This is a genomic window from Halomonas sp. S3-1-1, from assembly GCF_023757625.1.
In the GTDB taxonomy this organism is placed as follows: Bacteria; Pseudomonadota; Gammaproteobacteria; order Pseudomonadales; family Halomonadaceae; genus Vreelandella.
On record NZ_JALGBZ010000002.1, the window covers coordinates 523,501 to 546,107 of the forward strand.

The window sequence follows — 22,607 nt, forward strand, 5'->3', positions numbered from 1 at the left end:
TCACCGCACGTTTTAAAGGAGCTACTCCATGGCACGTTTTTTCCGTCGCCGTAAGTTTTGCCGCTTCACCGCTGAAGGCGTCAAGCAGATCGACTACAAGGATCTGGACACGCTGAAGGCTTACATCACCGAAACCGGCAAGATCGTTCCAAGCCGTATCACCGGTACTAAAGCACGCTACCAGCGCCAGCTGGCGACCGCGATCAAGCGTTCGCGCTACCTGGCACTACTGCCCTATTCCGATAGCCACCAGTAAGCGCTTGATGTGATGCTGGCACTAGCACGATGGCTGATGCAAAAAACGCCTTACGCCGTTGGCGTGGCGTCACTTGCAACGCTGGTGCCCTGGCTTTTTTGGTTGGGAGCCGCCATTGCCGCTCTGGTGACGCTTCGTCGCGGGTTCGCCCCGGCGCTGCCGGTGATTCTCGCCGCCGCCATCCCCGCCGGTTTTTGGTGGATGCAGGGCGACGTGATTCCGTTAGCCAGTGTGCTGCTGGTGACGCTGATGGCCGTCATCCTGCGCGAGCGGATGCGTTGGAGCGAAGCGCTGATCGTCGGCACGCTGGCGTCGGCCTTCATGATCCAGCTCGGTATCTTCAGCCTGCCCGGTGGGTCGGAGCTGATGCTCGAGCAGCTCAGGCAGAGCTCGGCAGAGGTGGACAACATGCTCACCGAGTTCGCCCGCCAGGGGTACGACACCCAAGCGCTAGCCGCGCTGGTGGTCGGCGGGGTCACCGGGCTGATCGTGCTGTTGGCATCGATCGCCTGTCTGGCCCTGGGGCGCAGCTGGCAGGCCGGGCTTTATAACCCGGGCGGCTTTCGTGAAGAGTTTCACGCGCTGCGCTTGAGCCCTAAAGAGTTCGCGCTGTTGGCGATTCTTGGCGTCGTGGCGCTGGTGCTCGGAGGCGAGGCGCTCCTGATCGTTGGCTGGGTGCCGCTGTTAGTGGCCGGCATTGCGTTAGTGCACGGATTTATTGGACTAAAGGGGATGAACGGGCTGTGGCTGGCGGTATTTTATGTGCTGCTGATCACAACCTTGCCCACGATTCTCATTGTGCTGCTGTTGGGGCTGATTGATACTTTCGCGAACGTTCGCGCACGCCTTACCCGCAGCAATTGACTAGAGGTTTACGAGATGGAAGTCATTCTGCTCGACAAGATTGGTAAGCTGGGAGGCTTGGGTGACAAGGTCACTGTAAAGCCCGGTTACGGTCGTAACTACCTGGTACCGTACGGCCTGGCCGTACCGGCAACCAAAGAGAACGTTGAAGCGTTCGAAGCGCAGCGTGCCGAGCTCGAAGCTCAAGCCGCCGAGCGTAAATCAGAAGCCGAAGCGCGCGCTGAGCAGCTCAACGACATCGAACTGTCGCTGGTCTCCAAAGCCGGTGACGAAGGCAAGCTGTTTGGCTCGATCGGTCCGCGCGATCTGGCCGATGCGATCTCCTCTGCCGGCATTGATGTCGCCAAGAGCGAAGTTCGCATGCCCGAGGGCCCGATTCGTCAAACTGGCGAATACGACATTGCCCTGCACCTGCATGCCGAAGTGGATGCAACCGTACGCGTAGTGGTGGTTGCAGAGTAATCCCAACGGATGCTTTGCCACCTCCGGTGACGCCGAAAAGGGCGCGGGTTATCCCGCGCCCTTTGTTTTTTTAACTCGTTTTTTAGACTCGTGTTTTTGCCCCGTTTTATACCGCTTTAGGGGCGTAAGGAGTCGATTTTGCAAGGCGCTGCCTTGCAAAATCGTTTTCGCCACCGCCAAGCGCCAAGCGCCTGGCGGGCTCGTGAGTAACATGGGGCCGCTTGTCAGTGACCCCGCGCAGGGCGATTGTCCGCCCAGGACACTATTGCCCGCGTAAGACGCTATCGAAAGGAGCCCGGGATGGATGAGTCCCCTGCGGATCAGGAAACGGCGGCGCTAAAGCTTCCGCCGCACTCGCTCGAGGCCGAGCAGTCGGTGCTTGGCGGGCTGATGCTCGACAATCAGGCCTGGGACAACGTCGCCGAGCGCCTGGCCGCGGACGATTTCTACCGCTACGAGCACCGGCTGGTGTTCAACGTCATGATCCACCTGGCCGAGTCTGGCCAGCCGCTGGATGTGATCACGCTGTCCGAGGCGCTGGAGGCGCGCGACCAGCTCGACAGCGTCGGCGGGCTCGGGTTTTTGGCCGAGCTTGCGCGCAACACGCCGTCGGCGAGCAACATTCGCGCCTACGCCGATATCGTGCGCGAGCGGGCCACGCTTCGAAAGCTGATTCGCGCGGCCAATCAGATCGCCGACGGTGCCTTCTCGCCTCAGGGCCGCCCGGCGGACGAGCTGTTGAACGAAGCCGAGCGGCTGGTGTTTCAGATTGCCGAGGAGCGCCCCAAGACCGGTGGGCCGATCGGCATGAGCGAGCTTCTGACCAAGGCCGTCGATCGTATCGACGAGCTTTTCAACATGAAAGGCGAGATGACCGGGCTCTCCTCCGGGTTTCGCGATCTCGACGAGATGACTTCGGGCTGGCAGCCTTCGGATCTGGTGATCATCGCCGGGCGCCCGTCGATGGGTAAAACCACTTTCGCCATGAACCTGGTCGAGCACGCGGTAATCTCGAGCGACAAGCCGGTGATGGTGTTCTCCATGGAGATGCCCGCAGAGTCCCTGATGCTCAGGATGCTCTCGTCACTTGGGCGCATCGATCAGACCCGCGTGCGCTCGGGTCAGCTCGAGGACGAGGACTGGCCGAGGCTGACCTCGGCGGTGAACCTTCTCAAGGACAAGCAGCTGTTCATCGATGACACTGCCGCGCTTTCGCCCAACGAGATGCGCTCGCGGATCCGCCGCGTCGTGCGCGAACACGGCAACATGGCGCTGATCATGATCGACTACCTTCAGCTGATGCAGATCCCCGGCTTTTCGGAAAACCGTACCGGCGAGATCTCGGAGATTTCACGCTCGCTCAAGGGGTTGGCGAAAGAGTTCGGCTGCCCGGTGGTGGCGCTTTCCCAGCTCAACCGCTCTCTGGAGCAGCGCCCCAACAAGCGCCCGGTCATGTCGGATCTACGTGAATCCGGCGCCATCGAGCAGGACGCCGACGTTATCGCCTTCGTCTACCGCGATGAGGTATACAACCCGGATAACCCGGATAACCAGGGGCTCGCCGAACTGATCATCGGCAAGCAGCGTAACGGGCCGATCGGCACGGTCCATATGGCGTTCATCGGCAAATACACCCGCTTCGAGGATCTGGCCCCGGACAGCTACGGCCAGGCCTTCGGCGAATGACTTGAGCCACGGGGCGCAGCCCGTATAATGCCGACCCCTTCAACGTGAAAACCGATGTGTAGGGTGATATCAGCGTGGGCGGCACGACCGAGTTTATTCATTGATCTCGGCGTGACCACGTTCGATCAAACGTTCAATCGACAGGAGCAGCGCATGGCTGGTGGTGGTTTTAAGCGAGGCAACAAGAAGCGTCTTCCCAAGCTCGAAGGCCGGGGTGAACTCGAGTCGCTGGAGCGCGAAGGGCCGTTCAAGGAGTGGCTGGGCATGCCGGATCTTTACCGCTACCACTTGGTGGTCAACGGCGAAGCTTTTAGCTACCAGACCGAAGACGGCGAGCTGCCCGTAGAAATCGGCGACAAGGTCGTGTTTCGATACAAAGAAACCAAGGGCGGCAACTGGATAGACCGTAACTCTCTGGGCAAGGCCATCGATCCTTCCCAGTATCAGTAGGCAGGCCAAAAAGGGCTTTTGGTGAGCCAGGTCTCTGATAAAAAACTCTTTTGTTACGTTGGCGCTTGGGCGCCTTAGTGAAGCGGCGAAATTTGCGCTACTGTTACCCTGATAGGGTAATAAAACTGTCATGGGGAGGCGTCAGGCTGTGCCTCATGACCACTAATAACAGGAGAGATTCATGGATTTGAACGAACTGAAAACCTTTGTTGAAGGCTCCAGCAATTTCGAGATACGGGTAATTACCCACTCGGGCAGCCGCTTTTATCAAGTCGAGCTCGAGGATGTCGAGGGTAGCCGACACATGTTGACCCAGCGCGGTAAGCCGATGCTGTTTCGCTCGCTGGACGACGTCTATCTCGAGCTCAAGCGGGCCGACATTCACCGCGCGTATCTGGTGCAGCACGTACCCCACGACGAGATGATCGGCCGCGCCGCGCACTACAGCGAGCCCTTGGCCTCGCGCATGCCGCTCGTTTTCTAACGCGGCGTTAGAGCCTCAAGTGGTTTCTCACCGAGAGTGTCTCGTTTGGCGCTTTTCCACCCACCGCCCCAGCCGTACGCGGTAGCGGGCAAACAAACGGTAGCCTGCATCCATCACCCCGCGAAGGCCCGGTAAGCAGGACATCCCTACCATCCGCCGGTAGCCCAGCACCGCATACAGGGCCCGGCTGGCTTCCATGCCGATATACCACTGCTCGTTTCGATCCTTGACGTGCAGTTTGCCCATCAGGTCATCGAAATTGCACCCCACGGTGGCGGCGTCGAACGTGCTGGCCTGAATATCCACCAGTTCGATGCGCTGGCGGCGCGGATGCTTTTCCAGCCAAGCGACCTCTTTCAGACAAAACGGGCAGTGGCCGTCGTAGTAGAGCGTCACCGGCGCGCGGGCGTTAAGACTTTTAAAGCGTTGGCTGTTCACGTTAATGGCTCTTGTATCCTTGGGTGTGGTGTTTCTGACCATAGCCCTGGCTTACCGAGAGCTTGCGCAGAAAGCTTTCGGCCTGCTGGCGAATGGCGTCGCGCTTTTCGTCGCCCATTTTATTGAGGGAGCCGTAAATCAGCTTCATGCGCGGGTTCTGACTCAGACGCTTCGCGTTTTGCTCGAGAAAATGCCAGTAGAGGCTGTTGAACGGGCAGGCGTGGGTACCGGTCATCTGCTTGGGCGAGTAACGACAGTTGGCGCAGTGATCCGACATGCGATCGATGTACTTGCCCGAGGCACAGTAGGGCTTGGAGCCCATCAGGCCGCCGTCGGCGTGCAGCACCATGCCGAGCGTGTTGGGAAGCTCGACCCATTCGCTGGCGTCGGCGTAAACGGCCAGGTACCAGTCACACAGCGCCTCCGGCTTGACCCCGCATAAAAGCGCGAAATTGCCCGTGACCATCAGCCGCTGGATGTGGTGGGCGTAGGCGTTGTCGATGGTCATCTGAATCGCGCGGTTCATGCAGCGCATGTCCGTCTGCGCGTTCCAGTAGAAATCCGGCAGTTCGCGGCGAAAGTTGAGCCGGTTCTCGCGCTTGTAGCCTGGCATCTGCGTCCAGTAGAGCCCGCGCACGTACTCCCGCCAGCCCAGTATCTGACGGATGAACCCCTCCACGGCGTTGATCGGCGCGTTGCCTTCGACGTAGCTTTTTTCGGCGGCCTCGCACACCTCCAAAGGCGACAGTAGGCCGATGTTCATGGCTGCCGAGAGCCGTGAGTGGTAGAGCAGCGGGTCGCTGTCGCTGATCGCGTCCTGATAGCGGCCGAAATCCGGCAGCGCCTCGTCGATGAAGTGTTTGATATCTGCCAGCGCCTGGCGGCGCGTGACCGGCAGGTTGAAGTTATCGATGCTGCCCATGTGATCGCTGAAATGGCGCGCGGCATCGGCCAGCGCCTCTTTAGTGATCTCATCCTGACCGTGCTGGGGCAGGGTGGGAAAGCTTTTCTGGCCTTTCAACGGCTCGCGGTTGTCGTGATCGAAATTCCACTGACCGCCGGCGGGCTCGCCGTCTTCCATCAAAAGCCCGGTGCGCTTTCGCTGCTCGCGGTAGAAGTACTCCATGCGCGGCTGCTTGCGCCCTCTGATCCACTCGGCGAACTCGTCCGGGGTGGTGAAAAAGCGCGTGTCCTCACCGAGCAGCCAGGGAAGCTTCGCGTTCTGGCGATCCTGCATCGCCTCCCAAAGGCGCCACTCGCCGGGGCGGGTGGCGTGGATTTCGTCGCAGCCGTGAGCGCGCGCCAGCCGCTCGGCTTCATCGAGCAGCGAATGGGTATTCTGCTCGTCGTCGAGACGGCTGTAGGCCACCTGAAAACCTTTCTCTTCGAGCGCTTTCGCGAAGTGGCGCATTGCCGCTAAAAACAGGCCGATCTTGTGAATATGGTGGGGGACGTAGCGCGCCTCTTCCTTTACCTCGCAAAGCGCCACGACGGCGTTGTCCGGGGCGTTTTGTAACAGCGGAAGCGATAGCGACAGCTGGTCGCCAAAGACCAGCAGCAGCGGCTTGGACATAAATTGATCCATAGTTATACGAATAGTGTTCATAGTATAACTTCATGCCGCCACTTTGCTGAAAAGTGATAAGCTTTATCGACTCAATCTGCAGGAGATGGCCATGAGCGACACCGTTTCGAAAGACGCACCCGGCGAAGGGCGCTTGACCCACGCGCCGGCCTCACACCCGCCGGTGGCCCGCAAACGGGTTGGCGTGGTGCTGGCCAACCTGGGCACGCCGGACAATACCGACTACTGGTCCATGCGCCGCTATCTCAACGAGTTTCTCTCGGACAAGCGGGTGGTAGATTACGCCGACTGGAAGTGGCAGCCGCTTTTACAAACCATCATCTTGACCAAGCGGCCGTTCTCGTCGGGTAAAGCGTACAGAAGCATCTGGAACACCGAGCGCGACGAAAGCCCGCTTCGCACCATTACGCGCGCTCAGACCGAGAAAGTCACGGCGCGCTTGAAAGCGCTGTTCGGCGACGACGTCGAAGTGGACTACTGCATGCGCTACGGCAATCCTTCCACGTCCAGCGTGCTCGAGCGTATGCAGCAAAAGGGCTGTGAGCGGATCGTCTTTTTTCCGCTCTACCCGCAGTACGGCTCGCCCACCACGGCGACCGCCAACGACCAGGCGTTTCGCAGCCTGATGAAGATGAAGTGGCAGCCGGCGCTTCGCACCGTGCCGGCCTATTTCGACCACCCGAGCTACTTGAGGGCGCTGGCCAACTCCGTCGAGGAGGCCTACGCAGGGTTTGCGACGCGCCCCAGCAAGCTGGTCGCAAGCTATCACGGCGTGCCCGAGCGCTATCTGCTCGAAGGCGACCCCTACCACTGCCACTGCCAGAAAACCACGCGGCTTCTGCGCGAAACCCTTGGGTTCGACGCAAGCGATATCGATACCGCCTTTCAATCCCAGTTCGGCCCGGAGAAGTGGGTGGGGCCGGCGACCGTCGACCACGTAGCCGAGCTTGCCCGTCAGGGGCATACGCATATCGCCGTGCTTTCACCGGCGTTCTCGGCGGACTGCGTCGAAACGCTGGAGGAGATTCAGGAGGAGATTCGCGAAAGCTTTCTCCACGCCGGCGGCGAAACCTTTAGCTACATCCCTTGTTTGAACGACCGCGACGATCACGTAGATGCGCTGGTCGAAATCATCCAAAACGAGCTGGGGGGCTGGCTTTCAACGCGCGAGTGACGAAATAATGTTAATGATTTCAATCGCTAAAATAGCAGGCTAAGTAAAGTGGCGGCCCCGCTTGAGAGCGGGCAATGTGGAAACGGTGCCACGGCTGCTATAAGGTGACAGATACCAATCACAGTTATTCAACGCAGCCGACATGGATGTGTCGCCGCGTCGAGCCCATTACTTGGGCGGTCATCACTCAGGGAGATCGTGTCAGATGCAGCTCGCCATCCTGTTGGGTTTTCTACTGGCGGCCTCGGCGCCGTTGATCAATCGCTGGTTCGGCGAGCAGGCGAGCTTCATACTGGCGCTGTTTCCCGCCACCATCGCCGCCTGGCTTTTGAGTCAGGCCGGTACCGTGGTGGCCGGCGAGCCCTTGCTGCTCGAGTGGGCCTGGGTTCCTTCCCTCGGCATTACTCTTACCTTCATGATCGACGGGCTGTCGCTGCTGTTTGGCCTGTTGATCACCATCATCGGTACCTGCGTGCTGGTCTATGCCGGGGGCTACTTGAGAGGCAGCCCGGATATCGCCCGCTTTCACGTCGCCATGCTCGCTTTCATGATGTCGATGCTGGGGCTGGTCATGGCGGATGGGCTTTTGACGCTGTTCGTGTTTTGGGAGCTCACCAGCGTTACCTCGTATCTGCTCATCGGCTTCAACCATACCGATCTAAAAGCGCGCAACTCCGCCCGCCAAGGGCTGTTCGTCACCGTGGCCGGGGGGCTTGCGCTGATGGGGGGGCTGGTGCTGCTGGGTATCGCAAGCGGTAGCTGGTCGTTTTCCGAGGTGCTGGCCGGGGGCGAGGACCTTCGCCAGCATCCGCTCTATACGCCGATGGTCGTTTGCCTGCTGCTCGGCGCCTTTACCAAATCGGCGCAGTTTCCGTTTCACTTCTGGCTTCCCAACGCCATGGCCGCGCCGTCGCCGGTGTCGGCCTACCTGCACTCCGCTACCATGGTCAAGGCGGGCATCTATTTAATGGCGCGGCTGCAGCCGGAGCTGGGCGGTACCGAGCTTTGGGTCTGGACGCTGTCGCTGGTGGGCGCGCTCACCATGTTCACCGGCGCCTTTCTGGCCATTCACCACACCAATATAAAAAAGCTTCTGGCGTACTCCACCATCATGGCGCTGGGCACGCTGACCATGCTGCTCGGCATTGGCAGCGACTACGCCATGACCGCCTTCGTCACCTTTATGCTGGCCCACTCGCTCTACAAGGGGGCGCTGTTCATGGTGGCGGGCATTCTCGATCACGAGACCGGCACCCAGGACGTGACCGAAATGGGCGGGCTGTGCCGAGTCATGCCGGTCACTGCGGTCATTGCTTTCGTCACGGCGCTATCGCTTTCCGGCGTGCCGCCGCTGTTTGGCTTCATTGGCAAGGAGCTGATGCTTGAGGCGGTGCTCGGCGCCGAGGGTTTTCAGGCGGTGCTGTTAGGGCTCGCTTTCGCCTCGGCCATCCTGACGATCGCGGTGGCGGCGATCGTGGCCATACGCCCCTTTTTTGGCAAGGTCCGGCAAACGCCTCTCACGCCTCACGAGGCGCCGTTTAGTATGCTCGTGGGCCCAGGGCTGCTGGCGTTCGGTTCGCTGTTTTTTGGTCTAGCGCCGGCGTTTTTTGGTATCGACGCGCTGCTGACCGCGGCGGCCAGCGCCATCGTGGGCCAGACGCTCGAGGTGTCGCTGTCGCTCTGGTACGGCGTCAACGCTGCGCTGATTTTATCGATCGTAAGTTTGGCGCTGGGGTTTTTACTCTTCAAGCGCTGGGACAGCGTGCGTGGCCGGCTTTCAGTGCTGGCGCCGATTCAGCGACGCGGCCCGGAAGCGGGCTACGAAGGGGTCTTGAATGCCATCGTGCATGTCTCACATTGGCAGACCCGGCTTTTGCAAAACGGCTACATGCGTAACTACATTCTTGTGATGCTGGTGGTGCTCATCGCGCTCGTGGGGTATTCGCTTTTGGTACGCCACGCGCCGGTGCTGCGCTTCGAGCTCGATGCGCGCTTTCACGAGGTCATCGTGGTCAGCACCATGGCGATGGGGGCGCTGTTCGCGACTATCTCGCGCTCGCGGCTGGGGGCGGTGGTGTCGGTGGGCATCATGGGGTTTTCGATCGCGCTGATCTTCATTCTCTTCAGCGCGCCGGATCTGGGCATTACCCAGCTTTTAGTCGAAACGCTGACGGTCATCCTGCTCGTGTTGGTGCTGTTTCGTCTGCCGCGTTTTTCCCATCTTTCCACTAGCCTCGAGCGTTTTCGCGACGGCGCCGTCGCCGCGGCCATGGGCGTTTTGATCTTTTTGCTGGTGATGACTGCCTGGAGTATCGACCAGTTCGAACCGATCTCCACTTATATGGTGGAAAACAGCGCGCCGCTGGCGTTTGGTCGCAATATCGTCAACGTCATTTTGGTCGACTACCGAGCGCTGGATACGCTGGGCGAAATGTTTGTACTGGCGCTGGCCGCAATCGGCGTGATCGCCATGCTCAAGTTCAACCACGGCGCCCCCAGTGCAAAGCGCAAAAAAGCGCCCAGGGAGCCTTACGATGGTTAAATCCGGCACGATCATCCTCAACACCGCGGCGCGCTTTTTGATGCCGCTGCAGCTGATGTTCTCGGTGTTTTTACTGCTGCGCGGCCACGATGAACCCGGCGGCGGCTTCATCGCCGGGCTGGTGGCGGCGGGGGGCTTCACGCTTTATTTGTTCGCCTTCGGGGTCAGCGCCACGCGGGAGGTGCTGCGCATGCTCGACCCGCGGGATCTCATCGGCATTGGCCTTCTGCTCGGCATGATCTCGGTGGTGCCCGCCTGGTTCATGGATCAGCCCTTTTTGACCGCCCAGTGGTGGACCATTCCGGTGATTGAGTTCAAGGCGTCGACCCCCTTGATCTTCGATATCGGCGTGTATCTGACGGTACTGGGCTCGGTGATCGGCATGGTCATGGCGCTGATGGAGGTGGACAAGGATGAACCCTAACTCGCACGGAGGTTTCCCATGGAGCCGATAATGGCCCTGGCGATCGGCCTTTTGTACGCCACCGCCATTTTTTTGATGCTTAGACGCTCGATCGTCAAGCTCGTGATCGGTTTGCTGCTGCTCTCCAACGCCGCGAACCTGTTGATCTTCACCGCCGCCGGGATGACCCGCGGCGCGCCACCGCTGATTCCCGAAGGCATGTCTCAGCCGCTTGGCGAGGTGGCCGACCCGCTGCCCCAGGCCGTGGTGCTGACCGCCATCGTCATCGCTTTTGGCGTGCTGGCCTTCGCCGTGGTGCTGATTCGCCGCGCCTATGAAATCGTCAAGGCGGACGATCTGGACAAGATGAAGGATACCGACACGTGAGGCCCGAAGTCGCTCTGCCCGTTTTGCTGCCGCTGCTCTCCGGGGCGCTTTCGCTGCTGTTCTGGCGCTCGCGGCCGATGCAGCGCTTTCTCGCCGTGGCGGGTAACGCCGCGCTTTTGCTGGTCAGCGTGTGGCTGTTCGTTTCGGTACTCGAAGACGGCTATGTCACCATTCAGATGGGCAGTTGGCCGGCGCCGTTTGGCATCACCCTGATCGCGGATACGCTGAGCGCGGTCATGATTCTGATGACCGGCCTCATCGGCCTGGCAATGGGCATCTATTCGCTGGCCGCCACCGGTCACGGTCATGAGAAGTTCGGCTACTACCCGCTCATGCACCTGCTGTTGGCGGGCGTTGCTGGGGCGTTTCTCACCGGCGACATCTTCAACCTGTATGTCTGGTTCGAGGTCATGCTGGTGGCCTCCTTTGCGCTGTTGATCCTGGGCGGCGAGCGCGCGCAGATGGAAGGGGCGATCAAATACGTCACCCTCAACCTGCTGGCATCGGTGATTTTCCTCACCGCGATCGGGCTTTTATACGGTAGCGTCGGCACGCTCAACATGGCGGATATCGCCGTGCGCGTGGAGCAGATGGAGCACACCGGCATGGTCGAGGTGCTGGCGGTGATGTTCATGGTCGCTTTCGGCATCAAGGCCGCGGCGTTTCCGCTCTTTTTCTGGCTGCCCGCCTCCTATCACACGCCGCCGGTCGCGGTGTCGGCGCTGTTTGCCGGCCTGCTGACCAAGGTGGGGGTCTATTCGCTTTTTCGCGTGTTCACGCTGATTTTCGATCAAACCATGGGGTATCTTCAGGACATCCTGCTGTGGGGCGCGGTGTTCACCATGGTGACCGGGGTGCTCGGCGCGGCGGCGCAGTACGAGTTTCGCCGGATTCTGTCGTTTCATATCGTTAGCCAGATCGGCTACATGCTCTTGGGCCTTGCGATCTTCACGCCCCTGGCGATTGCCGGTGGGGTGTTGGCGATCGTGCACAACATCGTGGTGAAGACGAACCTCTTTTTGATCAGCGGCATTACCCATCGGCTGCAGGGCACCTACCAGCTAAAAAAGATGGGCGGGCTTTATCGCCAGTCGCCGGGGCTTGCCATCGCGTTTTTCGTCTCGGCGTTTTCGCTGGCCGGGGTGCCGCCACTGTCCGGGTTTTTCGCCAAGTTCGTGCTCATTCGCGCGGGTTTCGAGGCCGAGGCCTATGTGGCGACGGGCATTGCGCTGGCAGTTGGGCTGTTGACGCTCTACTCGATGGTGAAAATCTGGAACGAAGTGTTCTGGAAGGCGCTGCCTGAAGACAACCGGGTGCCCGAAGCGCCCACGCCGGTAGGCGATGACGGGCGTTTGTTAAAGCCAGGCCTTTGGCTGATGTACCTGCCCGTGGTGGTGCTGGCGACCGTGACTCTTTTGATTGGCGTGTTCGCCGAGCCGATCATGCGCGTCATGACGCTGATTGGCGAGCAGCTTTTCAACCCGGCGGGCTACGTGGAGGCGGTGCTGGGAAGCCCTGACGGCGCCGAGGCGAGTATCGTGGAGCCGCTGGAACTTGACGCCGAGCCCTCCGACGCCCCCGGGGAGGAGTTGCCATGACTGGTGCTATCTGGAACCTGCTGCTGGGCCTTGCCTGGGTGCTGTTGAGTGGCGATTTTACCGGGCTGAACCTGCTGGTTGGGATGATCTTTGGCTATATCGCGCTGGTGCTAATCGAGCATCAGGTGGACGCATTAAAGGGCTATCCGGCACGCATTCCGCGTATCCTTCGCTTTCTTGGCTTTTTCATCAAGGAGCTGGTTCAGGCGAATCTTCGCGTTGCTTTCGACATCCTGACGCCGCCCTGGCATATGAAACCCGGCGTCATCGCCATGCCGCTGTCGGCGCGCACCGAAATGGAGATCACTCTGGTGGCCAATTTGATCTCGCTGACGCCGGGGACGCTGAGCCTGGACGTCTCTGACGATCGCCGGGTGCTCTACATTCACGCCATGTTCCTGGACGACGAGGACGAGCTGCGGCGCAACCTCAAGGAAATGGAGCATCGCGCACTGGAGCTGTTTCGCTAATGGATACCGTCATTTTACTTTGTCAGATCATCATGGGCCTGGCGCTGGTGCTGACGTTCGTGCGGGTGGTAAGAGGGCCAAGCCTTCCCGACCGAGTGGTGGCGCTGGAGCTTTTCTCGACCACCGTCGTCGGGCTAGTTGGGGTGTACGCCGTGCAGTCCGGTGTCGCAAGCTTTCTGGATGCGGCCATCGTCATCGCGCTAATGGGATTTCTGGCCGCGATCGGCTTTGCCCGGTTTTTGGAGCGAGGAGGGCCAAGGGATGATTGAGTTCGTCAAGGGGGCGCTACTGCTCAGCGGCTCACTATTCATTTTGCTGGCCGCCATTGGCCTGTTGCGTCTGCCGGATTTACTAACGCGCATGCACGCCACCACCAAGGCCGCCGCGCTTGGCGTCATACTGATCATGCTGGCCTCGGCCATGCATTTTGCTGAAGTTGGCGTAGTGGCCCGCTCTTTCGCCATCATCCTGTTCATTCTCATGACCGCGCCGGTCGCGGCTCACGTCATTGGGCGGGCAGGGTACTTCGTGGGCTCAAAACTCTGGAGCGGTACGGTGAAGGACGAATTAAAGCCCAACTACGATCCATTGACTCATGAGCTCAAAAGCGGCCTTGAAACCGAAGAGAACGCCAAGCGACCGGTAAAAGGTGAGAGTTCAGAGTAGTCAAAATCAATCGTCAAAAATTGTACCACTCGTTTATTAACGGTTTTAAAACAGTATTTTAATAACCTGTGTTATCAAAAAAGCCGCCTTTTTGAGGGCGGCTTTTTTGTTTTTGGCTGATACGGCTTGCAAAAAGGATGGTTATTTAATGTACAATAATTGTATTGTATAAGATAATGTGTTCAGTTATTACGCTGTAAACGTTTTTAAACCCGTTACTGCTGCGCCCTGGAGTTGGTTAAAAGCCTACGAAGACCGCGTTCTATACCCGCGTTCATGTCGTATCGAGGATGGACGCACAGCTGATGTGGAGCGCTAAAGCGGTTACTCCGCCCATGCACACCCAGCCAGCAAGGTACGCCAGGAGACTCTTGATGCAAGCGACTACCGATATTGTCTTGATAAACAATAGCTTAAGGGTATCAGACAATCCGTTATTGAGATTCGACTCCCGTCCCGATCAGCTTATCTGTCTTTTCGTGCTCGACCAGCGACTGCTTGAGCCGGCCTTGCCCGGAGAAGCGACGCCGCGATTGGGGCCTGCGCGGCTGCGGTTCTTATGGCAAAGCCTAATGGCGCTTCGCGGTGAGCTTCTACACCGCGGCAGCGATCTACTTGTGCGTATCGGTGAACCGGCAGAAATAGTTGTACAGCTTGCTAATCAATACTGCGCGCGTAGCGTGCGAGCGATGGAGCATTCGGGCGTCGAAGAGGCGCGATTGATCGATCAAATCGACGGTGCGCTGCCTGATGAAACGACGCTCGAGCGTATCGAAAGCGGTTATCTTTTCGATCGTGAAGAGCTTCCTTTCGAGCTCGATGACATGCCCGGTAGCTTCTCGGCGTTTCGCCAGCGGATCGAAAAACAGTGGTCGTTTGGCGAAGCGCTCGCAGCGCCCTATACCTTGCCTTGCTGGCCTGAAAATGCCTCGCGTGGCTTTCCACCGCTTAAAAAAGTGAGTGAAGAGAGCGCTTTCTGGCAGCCCGACGACCGCCAGGGATTCAATTTCATCGGCGGTGAGGACGCCGCGCGCGACCGACTTCACGACTATTTTTGGCAGCTCAACGGCGCCTGGTCCTACAAAAAGACCCGCAATGGTCTTCTGGGTGACACCTTTTCAACACGATTTTCACCCTGGCTTGCCTGTGGTTGCCTTTCCGCGCGGCAGGTGTACGAAGAGGTCAAGGCCTGGGAGGCGGTCAACGGAACCTGCGAGTCGAGCCAGTGGATCGTGTTCGAACTGATGTGGCGCGATTATTTTCACCGAAATGCACAAGTGGAAGGCCCCAAACTGTTTGGGGAGCAAACGCTATCGAAACCGTGTGAAAATTTTGACCGCTGGCGCGAAGCTAGAACTGGCGTGCCGTTCGTCGATGCTGCCATGCACGAGCTTAGCCATACCGGCTGGATTTCGAGCCGCTCGCGACAGAACGTGGCAAGCTTTTTGGTCAGGGATTTGGGAGTCGATTGGCGCCTTGGAGCGCAGTGGTTCGAGCACTGCCTGATCGATTACGATGCGGCCAACAACTGGGGCAACTGGAGCCATATCGCCGGTACCGGCCGCGATGGACGAAAGGATCGCTATTTCAACGTTTTAAAGCAGGCCAAACAGTACGATCCAAAAGGGCTTTATGTAGCTCACTGGCTTCCTGAGCTCGACAAGCTCGATTTTGGAGTCGACCGTCATCAGCCTTGGCGCAGCGCGCCGGAAAGCTTTGACCCACCCTGTGTCGAGCCCCAGGAGTGGGAGCGCTGGCTGATGGATAAGCCTGCCTCCAATAGCGCAGATAAGGGCGATGACGCCATTCGGATCAAGAGCCCGCTGGAGCGCCAGATTGCGCGTAACGACTCGAAGGTGTCCGCTTCTGAGAGCGCGCTTCAGGCGTCCAGACTCTCGATCGAGGAGATTGAAGAGGCCGAAGAGTAGCGATTGATTCGCGTTGATGGATTCAAGCGGTCACGCTGGCAAGCCACGCGATTCCAGGCCATTATCAGTCTCTGCCAAGGATAGCCAAGAGATTGAAACCATGTCGTTGAAAACCAGTATGTTTGCAGGCTATCGAGGCGTTCAGCTCGGTACCATTAGTCTCGCGGCGGGCCTGATGCTCGCCACTCCCGCCTACGCCAACCTTGAGCTAATGAGCGAAGTCGACGCCCGCGGTGCCGAAGAGCTTCGCTTTGCCAGTTTCGAGCAGTGGCGCGACGAATTTCGAAGCTACGCGAAAAGCCAAGGCGTTAGCGAAGCGACCCTAGCCTCGTCTTTCGACAATATTCGCTATCGCGAGCGCGTCATCGAGCTCGACCGCTACCAGCCCGAGTTCGTGCGCCCGATCTGGCAATATCTCGACTCCGCCGTATCCGATACGCGCGTCAGTAACGGTCGTGAAAAGCTCGAATCACACCGTCAAACCGCCGCCGAGATGCAGAGCCGCTTCGGCGTACCGGCCGAAGTCATCGTGGCGATCTGGGGAATCGAGAGTAACTACGGCAGCAACTTTGGCGACTTTTCGACGCTCGAGTCGCTCGCTACGCTCGCCTTCGACGGCCGGCGCCGCGATTTCGCCCGAGGCGAGCTTCTGGCCGCGCTTCGTATCATCGATGAAGGCGACATCACCGCCGAGCGCATGAAGGGCTCCTGGGCCGGAGCCATGGGCCACACCCAGTTTATCCCCTCGAGTTTCGAAGCCTACGCCGTCGATGGCGACAACGACGGTCATCGCGATATCTGGGGCAGTATTCCCGACGTCATGGCCTCGACTGCCAACTATCTTGCGAAGGCCAACTGGCAGCCGGGCGAGCCCTGGGGGCGTGAAGTCGTACTGCCCGAAAACTTTGACTACGCCCAGACCGAGCGCCGTTCGACCCGCGAGTGGGCCAGCCAGGGCGTACGCGCAGTCAGCGGGGAGCTTCCCGACTTTGACAGCGCCGCGATCATCGTGCCCGCCGGCGCTCAGGGGCCCGCCTTTTTGGTCGGCCCCAACTTTCGCTCCATTTTGCGTTACAACAACGCCACTAGCTACGCGCTCGCCGTGGGAACGCTGGGTGACGCCATCGCCGGGCGGCCGGGCATTTCCCAGGCCTGGCCGCGCGACGAGGCACCATTGACGCGCGACGATGTCAGAAGCCTTCAGCAGCGGCTCAATGCTGCCGGATATTCCGTGGGCACGCCGGATGGCATCATGGGGCCCAACACGCAAAGCGGGCTGCGCGCCTTCCAGCGCGACCAGGGGTTGACGCCGGATGGCTTCGCCACGCAGTCGCTGCTCGAGCGCCTTCGTTAGCGCTCGATCCATCAACGAACGCCACTGTTTTTTCATCAAGGATGACTGTCAATGAGCAAGGCTTTTTCACACGTACTGGGACTATGCGCACTTTCCGGCGCATTGGTAGCGAGCAGCGCCACATTGGCCGACGAGCGCGACGTCTACGGCTGGGTCGAGAACGCCGTGATCGATCACTGGGACATCACGGTGAAGGCGAAGCTCGATAGCGGCGCGCTCACCTCGTCGCTGGACGCTCGCGATATCGAAACCTTCGAAAAAGAGGGCGAGGAGTGGGTACGCTTTCGTCTCCAGCTAGAGGACCAGGGCAGCGGCGAAACCTTTAGCGATGAAATTGAGCGCCCGCTTCACCGTGAGCAGACCGTTCGCGGCGCGGGTGGCAGCGACGAGCGCCCGGTCGTGCTGCTGGATATTTGCATGGGCAACACGGTCTATGAAGAGCAGTTTAGCCTTCGCGACCGTGAAGAGATGATCTACCCGATGCTGTTGGGTCGGCGCACCATCAGCCATCTGGGCCTGCTCGACGTGGAAAACACTTTCCTGCAAGACCCCGAGTGCTCTGAGGACGCCGAGTACGTCGCCTTTGATCCCGAAGACGATCAGGACTAACCCCGAGCGCGGCGGCGAATCAAAGCGCTTTGAGCGAATCAAGAAAGTTTGAGTGAATCAAAATAGCTTCGATAGTAGCGCCGTCACCGCGGTTTCGACCCGCAAAATGCGAGGGCCCAGATGGATGCCCTCGCAGCCAGCCTCCCGCAGCTTTTCCACTTCCCAGGGGATGAATCCGCCTTCGGGCCCAACCAGTAAAAGCGTTGGCTCGTCGACCTCGCGCGGGCAGGCGTTAGGCATGCCCGGGTGGGCCAATAGCCCGCGCCGGCCGTTGAGCAGTGCAGGAAGCTGATCTTCCAGAAAGGGCCTGAACCCCTTGGAGAGAGTGATCTCGGGCAGGATCGTGTCCTGGGTTTGCTCCAGCCCCAAAATGAAATGCTGGCGTATTTTATCCGGGTGAAGCTCCGGCGACTGCCAGTAGCTTTTCTCGACGCGATTGGTATGCAGCAGCGTCAGCGCTTTTACCCCCAGCGCGGTCACGTGCTCGAGCGTGCGTGCGAGCATGCGCGGACGCGGTAGCGCCAGCACCAGATGCACGGGAAGTGCAGGGGGAGGTGGCTGGGTCAATACGGGGACCTCGAAGACCGCGCGCTGATGATCTAGTGCGACCAGGCGCGCCCTGCCCACGCCTTCACCCAGTACGCCCACGGTGAAGATGTCATCGACCTTCGCCCGGTGAACGCGGATCAGGTGCTCAAGACGTCGGGTGTCGGTCAGGGTGGCGCGGCGGTCAGAGTCGAGCTCGTCGGGGGCCAGTAGTATCAGGTTCATGAGGTTCGTTAAATACTCGTCAATGAAAGGGCCTAAGGCGGAGTTGGCCGACTCGGCTTGCATGCGTGCGCGTTGCAGGCACAATACGGGCAACGGCTACAAGGCCTTTACCGCGTTTAAGGAGATGCGCTGTGCGCGTGATTCGCAAATATGCCAACCGGCGGCTGTACGACACTCAGCAAAGCCGCTATGTAACGCTTGAAGACCTGCGGCGGTTGATTATCGACGAAGAGCCTTTTCGCGTCGAGGATGCCAAAAGCGGTGAGGACTTAACGCGCACGATCCTGCTGTCGATCATCATCGAGCAGGAACAGGCCGACAGTGATGCCGAAGTGTTCTCCAACGACCTGTTGGCCCAGCTGATTCGCGTCTACGATATGTCGTCTCCACTGCCGCTGGCGCGCTACCTGGAGCAGGGCACGCAGCTGATGCTGCAACAGCAAAAGCGCATGCAGAACCAGTGGCAGCAGGCGCTCAAGAACTCGCCCATGGAGCTGATGCGCGAGCTGGCCGAAGAGAACATGCGTTTTTGGCAAAGCGCACTCAACAAGCCCAACCCGACCGAGCCCCCAAAAGAAGACGACGATAGCAAGCGCTCGTGAGTATGAGTAAAGGCACTGCCGGGTCCGCCCACCGGGTGAACAGGTGTGGCATAATGCGTCCAGGTAACGCACCCGTTTGAGAAGGAAATACATGAACGTTTTGATGATAGGTGGCGGCGGGCGCGAGCACGCCCTGGCGTGGAAACTGGCGCAGTCGAGCCTGGTCGAGAAGGTGTTCGTCGCGCCGGGCAACGCAGGCACCGCCACTGAACCTTCGCTTGAAAACGTGGCCATCGACGCCACCGATATCGACGCGCTGTTGGCCTTTGCCCAGCGCGAGAACATCAAACTGACCGTCGTGGGCCCCGAGGCGCCGCTGGTGCTGGGCGTGGTCGACCGCTTTCAGGCAGCGGGGCTTGCCATCTTTGGGCCCACCCAAGCGGCGGCTCAGCTCGAAGGCTCCAAATCCTTCACCAAGGATTTTCTCGCCCGCCATCAGATTCCCACAGCGGCCTATCAGACCTTTACCCGGGTGGACGCGGCGCTTGAGTATCTGACGGAAGTCGGCGCGCCGATCGTGATCAAGGCCGATGGCCTGGCCGCGGGCAAGGGCGTGATCGTTGCCATGAGTGAGACCGAGGCCGAGGCCGCCATTCGCGATATGCTCGAAGCCAACGCCTTTGGCGATGCTGGCGCCCGCGTGGTTATCGAGGAGTTTCTCGAAGGCGAGGAGGCGAGCTTCATCGTCATGGTCGATGGCGACAACGTCGTTCCCATGGCGACCAGCCAAGATCACAAGCGCGCCTTCGATGGCGATACCGGCCCCAACACCGGCGGTATGGGCGCCTACTCGCCGGCGCCAGTGGTCACCCCAGCGGTCGATGCCCGCATTATGGAGCAGGTGATACTGCCCACGGTGCGCGGCATGCGTGACGAAGGTAACGCCTACACCGGCTTTTTGTACGCGGGGCTAATGATCGACGAGGCGGGCAACCCTAAAGTGATCGAGTACAACTGCCGTTTTGGCGACCCGGAAACTCAGCCGATCATGATGCGCCTTACCTCCGATTTCGCCGCGCTCTGCCTGGCCGGCGCCCAGGGCGAGCTTGCCGGCCTTACCTGCGAGTGGGATTCCCGCGCCGCGGTCGGGGTGGTCATGGCCGCCGGCGGCTATCCCGGTAGCTACTCAAAGGGCGACACTATCGAAGGGCTGGCGGCGGCCGAAGCGCAGCGCTGCAAAGTGTTTCACGCCGGTACCGCGCAAGATGACGACGGACACACCGTGACCGCTGGCGGGCGCGTGCTGTGTGTGACCGCGCTTGGCAACAGCGTGCTGGAGGCCCAGGCCCAAGCGTATCTGGGCGTAGAAAAAATACGCTGGGCGGGCGCGGAGTACCGGCGCGACATCGCGCACCGGGCTATTGCTCGCGAGCAGTCACTTTAACCTGGGACTTGTTAACCCAGGTCTCATTCATTAATGACTTGGCCGGGAGGCGGGTATGGAGCGCGTAACGCTGGAATTCCCTGAGGCGATGATCGTTCATCGCCACGCCCTGTCGGTGCGCATCACGGACATGAACTATGGGCGCCACTTGGCCCATGACGCCGTAGTGACGCTGCTGGCGGAAGCGCGGGCGCAGGCGTTTGCCTCGCTATCGTGGCCGGAGTGGGATATGGGTGGCTACCCAAGCGTGGTCGCGGATTTGAGCGTAATGTTTCAGCGCGAAGCGCGCTTTCCCGACGAGCTCGTCATCGAAACCGCGGTGCCCGACCCCGAGGGTAAAGCGCTGGTGGTGTATCATCGAATATTGAATCATCGCCAAGAACCGGTGGCAACGGCGCGTGTTACGCTTTTATTGATCGATACGACGGCGCGCAAGCCCGTGGCGATCCCCGCCGAGCTTACCCGCGCGCTAGACGCCGCTCGAGGTGACTGATGTCACGTGAATATCCAATTATCGCCGTGACCGGCTCGTCCGGGGCGGGCACCACTACGGTGCGACGAAGCTTCGAGCGTATGTTTTTGCGTGAGGACGTGCACGCCGCGGTCGTGGACGGCGATGCCTTTCACCGCTATACCCGCGAGGATTTGCAGCGCATTTTTCGCGAAGAGCCGGAGCGCAAGGACGAGCTTTCCCACTTCGCCGTCGAGGCCAACCTGCTCGACCGGCTCGAAGGGCTTTTTGCCGAGTACGGCGAGCACGGCTCGGGCACGTTTCGTCACTACATCCACGCCGAGGACAAGCAGAAGATCGAAGCCGGCTACCGCGTGGGTACCTTCACCGAGTGGCAGCCGCTGCCCTGCGGCACCGATCTGCTCTTTTATGAAGGCTTGCACGGCGGGCTCGTAACGCCAGAGTACGACATCGCTCGCCACGCGGATCTTTTGATCGGCGTGGCCCCCACCATGAACCTCGAGTGGATTCAAAAGATCGACCGCGATACCAAGCTTCGAGGCTATTCTCAGGAAGCGGTGATCGATACGATTCTTGGGCGCATGGACGACTACGTGCGCTATATCCAGCCGCAGTTTTCGCGTACGCACATCAACTTTCAGCGTGTGCCCACCGTGGATACCTCTAACCCCTTCGAGGTGCAGGACATTCCCACGGACGCGGAGTCCTTCGTGGTGATTCGCTTTCGCGACCCTTCCACGGTGGATTTTCCCTGGCTTCTGGCCATGATTAAGGATGCCTTCATGACGCGACCGCACACGCTGGTCGTCCCTGGCGCCAGGCTGTCGCTGGCCATGGAGTTGATTCTGGCGCCGCTGGTGCGCCATTTGCTCGCTCAGCGCCGCTTTCGTTAGGGCTGGAGGTCTCAGGTGTTAAGCGCCATCCCTTCTGGCCTTTCATTGATCGTTTAGTGTCGTCGTCTCACTCAACAGGAGCCCGCCATGGAATGTCTTTTCTGTAAGATCATCAACCGCGAAATCCCCGCTGATATCGTTTATGAGGACGAGCATGTCCTGGCGTTCAACGATATCGACCCCAAGGCGCCAACCCACCAGCTCATCATTCCCAAGCAGCACATCGCCACGCTCAACGATATCGACCCCGAGCACTTGGCCGTGGTCGGCCGGCTGCAGTACACCGCGGCGCGTCTGGCAAAAGAGCAGGGCTTTGCCGAGGACGGTTATCGCGTGGTGATGAACTGTAACGGCATGGGCGGCCAAACGGTCTATCATATTCACATGCATTTGATGGGCGGTCGCCAGTTTACCTGGCCGGCCGGCTAAGTCTGACTATCGGACAATCGAGGTTACCGTGATGCGCGAACGCCACTTTAGCCGCTCAGATCGCTTTATTTCGCACATCGATAGCGCCCTGCGCACGCTGATCCCCAATACCCGTGGAGCGCAGCGGGTCAATCCGTCGGCCAGTATGGCGGAATCCGAGCTTGGCGAGCTCGAGCGCCGTCACGCGGCGAGCACGCTGCGCGTGCTGCACGTGGCCACCGCCGGCGTGCAGGGGCTTTGCCAAGGGCAGGTGGGGTTGGTCATGCTGCCCCGCGCGCGTCAGCAGATTGATCACTCCCAGCGCGAAGCCACCGACCATCTGGCCTGGTGTCAACAGCGCCTGGAGCAGCTCGAAAGCCGCACCAGCTACTTTACGCCGGTCTACTACGGTGCCGGGGTAGGGCTTGGCATCGTGACCGGGCTGATCAACGACCGCTTCGGGTTGGGCGTGGTCGCGGCGACCAAGGAGCTCATCGGGCGCCAGGCCAACGAGCAGATGAACTATCTACCCACGGATGACCAGCGTTCACGCACGCTGCTGCGCCAGGTCGTCTCGGATAATACTCACCACGCGCAGCTGGCACTGGAAGCCGGCGGCATGCGCTTTCCCGCGCCGATCAAGTGGGGGATGGGGCTGCTGGGTGGGGCGTCGTTAAAAAAGGCGCGCTATACCTGAGCCTGTATACTCAGGCCTGCGTAT

At 60.0% G+C, this 22,607-nt stretch carries 26 protein-coding genes; 23 read left to right on the plus strand and 3 right to left on the minus strand.

The genetic code is table 11. The features are described 5' to 3' along the window. The first annotated feature begins 28 nt into the window (after nt 1–28). From rpsR to MQW23_RS07520, 6 genes are all read left to right on the plus strand, one after another. On the plus strand, nt 29–256 hold the full coding sequence (gene rpsR, locus MQW23_RS07495; protein WP_009097135.1) for a 30S ribosomal protein S18: 228 nt from the start codon (nt 29–31) through the stop codon (nt 254–256). A gap of 12 nt (nt 257–268) precedes the next feature. Continuing rightward, complete coding sequence (locus MQW23_RS07500) at nt 269–1,120, plus strand: hypothetical protein (protein WP_252107239.1); 852 nt, start codon at nt 269–271, stop codon at nt 1,118–1,120. A gap of 15 nt (nt 1,121–1,135) precedes the next feature. Then, on the plus strand, nt 1,136–1,582 hold the full coding sequence (rplI, locus tag MQW23_RS07505; RefSeq protein WP_252107240.1) for a 50S ribosomal protein L9: 447 nt from the start codon (nt 1,136–1,138) through the stop codon (nt 1,580–1,582). A 300-nt stretch (nt 1,583–1,882) separates the two neighbouring features. Then, the gene (dnaB, locus tag MQW23_RS07510) at nt 1,883–3,268 is read left to right on the plus strand and encodes a replicative DNA helicase (RefSeq protein WP_252107241.1); all 1,386 of its coding nucleotides are present in this window, start codon (nt 1,883–1,885) and stop codon (nt 3,266–3,268) included. 153 nt (nt 3,269–3,421) lie between these two features. Next, nucleotides 3,422–3,718, plus strand: coding sequence for a hypothetical protein (locus MQW23_RS07515; protein WP_252107667.1), 297 nt, complete (start codon nt 3,422–3,424; stop codon nt 3,716–3,718). Nucleotides 3,719–3,899: 181 nt separating this feature from the next. After that, on the plus strand, nt 3,900–4,202 hold the full coding sequence (locus tag MQW23_RS07520; protein ID WP_252107242.1) for a DUF6482 family protein: 303 nt from the start codon (nt 3,900–3,902) through the stop codon (nt 4,200–4,202). 27 nt (nt 4,203–4,229) lie between these two features. Here MQW23_RS07520 and MQW23_RS07525 read toward each other — a convergent pair whose 3' ends face one another. Beyond that, entirely contained in the window at nt 4,230–4,640 is a 411-nt protein-coding gene (locus MQW23_RS07525; protein ID WP_252107243.1) for a thiol-disulfide oxidoreductase DCC family protein, read from the minus strand. Nucleotide 4,641: 1 nt separating this feature from the next. Then, a complete protein-coding gene (locus MQW23_RS07530) occupies nt 4,642–6,213 on the minus strand; it encodes a cryptochrome/photolyase family protein (protein WP_252107244.1) in 1,572 nt (523 codons plus the stop codon). A gap of 103 nt (nt 6,214–6,316) precedes the next feature. Between MQW23_RS07530 and hemH the strand changes: the two genes are divergently transcribed. The 11 genes from hemH to rloA3 all read left to right on the plus strand — a co-directional run bounded on the left by hemH (nt 6,317) and on the right by rloA3 (nt 17,356). Beyond that, the gene (hemH, locus tag MQW23_RS07535) at nt 6,317–7,399 is read left to right on the plus strand and encodes a ferrochelatase (RefSeq protein ID WP_252107245.1); all 1,083 of its coding nucleotides are present in this window, start codon (nt 6,317–6,319) and stop codon (nt 7,397–7,399) included. Nucleotides 7,400–7,604: 205 nt separating this feature from the next. Next, nucleotides 7,605–9,941, plus strand: a complete 2,337-nt coding sequence (locus tag MQW23_RS07540; protein ID WP_252107246.1) for a putative monovalent cation/H+ antiporter subunit A — start codon at nt 7,605–7,607, stop codon at nt 9,939–9,941. Beyond that, complete coding sequence (locus MQW23_RS07545) at nt 9,934–10,365, plus strand: Na+/H+ antiporter subunit B (protein WP_252107247.1); 432 nt, start codon at nt 9,934–9,936, stop codon at nt 10,363–10,365. The genes MQW23_RS07540 and MQW23_RS07545 overlap by 8 nt, the downstream gene beginning before the upstream one ends. Before the next feature lie 18 nt (nt 10,366–10,383). Continuing rightward, nucleotides 10,384–10,731, plus strand: coding sequence for a Na+/H+ antiporter subunit C (locus MQW23_RS07550; RefSeq protein WP_252107248.1), 348 nt, complete (start codon nt 10,384–10,386; stop codon nt 10,729–10,731). Next, nucleotides 10,728–12,329 carry a Na+/H+ antiporter subunit D gene (locus tag MQW23_RS07555; RefSeq protein ID WP_252107249.1) on the plus strand — a complete coding sequence of 534 codons (1,602 nt, stop codon included), beginning with the start codon at nt 10,728–10,730 and terminating at the stop codon, nt 12,327–12,329. The genes MQW23_RS07550 and MQW23_RS07555 overlap by 4 nt, the downstream gene beginning before the upstream one ends. Then, nucleotides 12,326–12,799, plus strand: coding sequence for a Na+/H+ antiporter subunit E (locus MQW23_RS07560; protein WP_252107250.1), 474 nt, complete (start codon nt 12,326–12,328; stop codon nt 12,797–12,799). Before MQW23_RS07555 ends, MQW23_RS07560 begins: the two co-directional genes overlap by 4 nt. After that, on the plus strand, nt 12,799–13,068 hold the full coding sequence (locus tag MQW23_RS07565) for an MrpF/PhaF family protein (protein WP_252107251.1): 270 nt from the start codon (nt 12,799–12,801) through the stop codon (nt 13,066–13,068). The genes MQW23_RS07560 and MQW23_RS07565 overlap by 1 nt, the downstream gene beginning before the upstream one ends. Continuing rightward, nucleotides 13,061–13,465: a monovalent cation/H(+) antiporter subunit G gene (mnhG, locus tag MQW23_RS07570; protein WP_252107252.1), complete on the plus strand. Its 405-nt coding sequence runs from the start codon at nt 13,061–13,063 to the stop codon at nt 13,463–13,465. The genes MQW23_RS07565 and mnhG overlap by 8 nt, the downstream gene beginning before the upstream one ends. Nucleotides 13,466–13,839: 374 nt before the next feature. Further along, nucleotides 13,840–15,393: a DASH family cryptochrome gene (locus MQW23_RS07575; protein ID WP_252107253.1), complete on the plus strand. Its 1,554-nt coding sequence runs from the start codon at nt 13,840–13,842 to the stop codon at nt 15,391–15,393. Nucleotides 15,394–15,493: 100 nt separating this feature from the next. Further along, complete coding sequence (locus tag MQW23_RS07580; RefSeq protein ID WP_252107254.1) at nt 15,494–16,747, plus strand: lytic murein transglycosylase; 1,254 nt, start codon at nt 15,494–15,496, stop codon at nt 16,745–16,747. 51 nt (nt 16,748–16,798) lie between these two features. Next, nucleotides 16,799–17,356, plus strand: coding sequence for a retropepsin-like aspartic peptidase RloA3 (gene rloA3, locus MQW23_RS07585; RefSeq protein ID WP_252107255.1), 558 nt, complete (start codon nt 16,799–16,801; stop codon nt 17,354–17,356). Nucleotides 17,357–17,413: 57 nt separating this feature from the next. Here rloA3 and MQW23_RS07590 read toward each other — a convergent pair whose 3' ends face one another. Then, nucleotides 17,414–18,127, minus strand: a complete 714-nt coding sequence (locus tag MQW23_RS07590; protein ID WP_252107256.1) for a 16S rRNA (uracil(1498)-N(3))-methyltransferase — start codon at nt 18,125–18,127, stop codon at nt 17,414–17,416. A 131-nt stretch (nt 18,128–18,258) separates the two neighbouring features. Here MQW23_RS07590 and phaR point away from each other — a divergent pair, with 131 nt between their 5' ends. From phaR to MQW23_RS07620, 6 genes are all read left to right on the plus strand, one after another. After that, nucleotides 18,259–18,729 carry a polyhydroxyalkanoate synthesis repressor PhaR gene (gene phaR / locus MQW23_RS07595; protein ID WP_252107257.1) on the plus strand — a complete coding sequence of 157 codons (471 nt, stop codon included), beginning with the start codon at nt 18,259–18,261 and terminating at the stop codon, nt 18,727–18,729. Between the two features lie 91 nt (nt 18,730–18,820). Beyond that, on the plus strand, nt 18,821–20,113 hold the full coding sequence (gene purD, locus MQW23_RS07600) for a phosphoribosylamine--glycine ligase (RefSeq protein WP_252107258.1): 1,293 nt from the start codon (nt 18,821–18,823) through the stop codon (nt 20,111–20,113). 55 nt (nt 20,114–20,168) lie between these two features. Further along, a complete protein-coding gene (locus MQW23_RS07605; protein WP_252107259.1) occupies nt 20,169–20,606 on the plus strand; it encodes an acyl-CoA thioesterase in 438 nt (145 codons plus the stop codon). Continuing rightward, entirely contained in the window at nt 20,606–21,478 is an 873-nt protein-coding gene (locus MQW23_RS07610) for a phosphoribulokinase (protein ID WP_252107260.1), read from the plus strand. The genes MQW23_RS07605 and MQW23_RS07610 overlap by 1 nt, the downstream gene beginning before the upstream one ends. 87 nt (nt 21,479–21,565) lie before the next feature. Then, the gene (locus MQW23_RS07615) at nt 21,566–21,907 is read left to right on the plus strand and encodes a histidine triad nucleotide-binding protein (RefSeq protein ID WP_252107261.1); all 342 of its coding nucleotides are present in this window, start codon (nt 21,566–21,568) and stop codon (nt 21,905–21,907) included. A 31-nt stretch (nt 21,908–21,938) separates the two neighbouring features. Then, nucleotides 21,939–22,583 carry a 3-demethoxyubiquinol 3-hydroxylase gene (locus MQW23_RS07620; protein WP_252107262.1) on the plus strand — a complete coding sequence of 215 codons (645 nt, stop codon included), beginning with the start codon at nt 21,939–21,941 and terminating at the stop codon, nt 22,581–22,583. Nucleotides 22,584–22,607: the final 24 nt, after the last annotated feature.

Coding starts and splice junctions, on each gene's coding strand:
- rpsR (WP_009097135.1), top strand. CDS start 29: ATGGCACGTTTTTTCCGTCGCCGTAAGTTTTGCCGCTTCACCGCTGAA.
- MQW23_RS07500 (WP_252107239.1), top strand. CDS start 269: ATGCTGGCACTAGCACGATGGCTGATGCAAAAAACGCCTTACGCCGTT.
- rplI (WP_252107240.1), top strand. CDS start 1,136: ATGGAAGTCATTCTGCTCGACAAGATTGGTAAGCTGGGAGGCTTGGGT.
- dnaB (WP_252107241.1), top strand. CDS start 1,883: ATGGATGAGTCCCCTGCGGATCAGGAAACGGCGGCGCTAAAGCTTCCG.
- MQW23_RS07515 (WP_252107667.1), top strand. CDS start 3,422: ATGGCTGGTGGTGGTTTTAAGCGAGGCAACAAGAAGCGTCTTCCCAAG.
- MQW23_RS07520 (WP_252107242.1), top strand. CDS start 3,900: ATGGATTTGAACGAACTGAAAACCTTTGTTGAAGGCTCCAGCAATTTC.
- MQW23_RS07530 (WP_252107244.1), bottom strand. CDS start 6,213: ATGTCCAAGCCGCTGCTGCTGGTCTTTGGCGACCAGCTGTCGCTATCG.
- hemH (WP_252107245.1), top strand. CDS start 6,317: ATGAGCGACACCGTTTCGAAAGACGCACCCGGCGAAGGGCGCTTGACC.
- MQW23_RS07540 (WP_252107246.1), top strand. CDS start 7,605: ATGCAGCTCGCCATCCTGTTGGGTTTTCTACTGGCGGCCTCGGCGCCG.
- MQW23_RS07545 (WP_252107247.1), top strand. CDS start 9,934: ATGGTTAAATCCGGCACGATCATCCTCAACACCGCGGCGCGCTTTTTG.
- MQW23_RS07550 (WP_252107248.1), top strand. CDS start 10,384: ATGGAGCCGATAATGGCCCTGGCGATCGGCCTTTTGTACGCCACCGCC.
- MQW23_RS07560 (WP_252107250.1), top strand. CDS start 12,326: ATGACTGGTGCTATCTGGAACCTGCTGCTGGGCCTTGCCTGGGTGCTG.
- MQW23_RS07565 (WP_252107251.1), top strand. CDS start 12,799: ATGGATACCGTCATTTTACTTTGTCAGATCATCATGGGCCTGGCGCTG.
- mnhG (WP_252107252.1), top strand. CDS start 13,061: ATGATTGAGTTCGTCAAGGGGGCGCTACTGCTCAGCGGCTCACTATTC.
- MQW23_RS07575 (WP_252107253.1), top strand. CDS start 13,840: ATGCAAGCGACTACCGATATTGTCTTGATAAACAATAGCTTAAGGGTA.
- MQW23_RS07580 (WP_252107254.1), top strand. CDS start 15,494: ATGTCGTTGAAAACCAGTATGTTTGCAGGCTATCGAGGCGTTCAGCTC.
- rloA3 (WP_252107255.1), top strand. CDS start 16,799: ATGAGCAAGGCTTTTTCACACGTACTGGGACTATGCGCACTTTCCGGC.
- MQW23_RS07590 (WP_252107256.1), bottom strand. CDS start 18,127: ATGAACCTGATACTACTGGCCCCCGACGAGCTCGACTCTGACCGCCGC.
- purD (WP_252107258.1), top strand. CDS start 18,821: ATGAACGTTTTGATGATAGGTGGCGGCGGGCGCGAGCACGCCCTGGCG.
- MQW23_RS07605 (WP_252107259.1), top strand. CDS start 20,169: ATGGAGCGCGTAACGCTGGAATTCCCTGAGGCGATGATCGTTCATCGC.
- MQW23_RS07610 (WP_252107260.1), top strand. CDS start 20,606: ATGTCACGTGAATATCCAATTATCGCCGTGACCGGCTCGTCCGGGGCG.
- MQW23_RS07615 (WP_252107261.1), top strand. CDS start 21,566: ATGGAATGTCTTTTCTGTAAGATCATCAACCGCGAAATCCCCGCTGAT.
- MQW23_RS07620 (WP_252107262.1), top strand. CDS start 21,939: ATGCGCGAACGCCACTTTAGCCGCTCAGATCGCTTTATTTCGCACATC.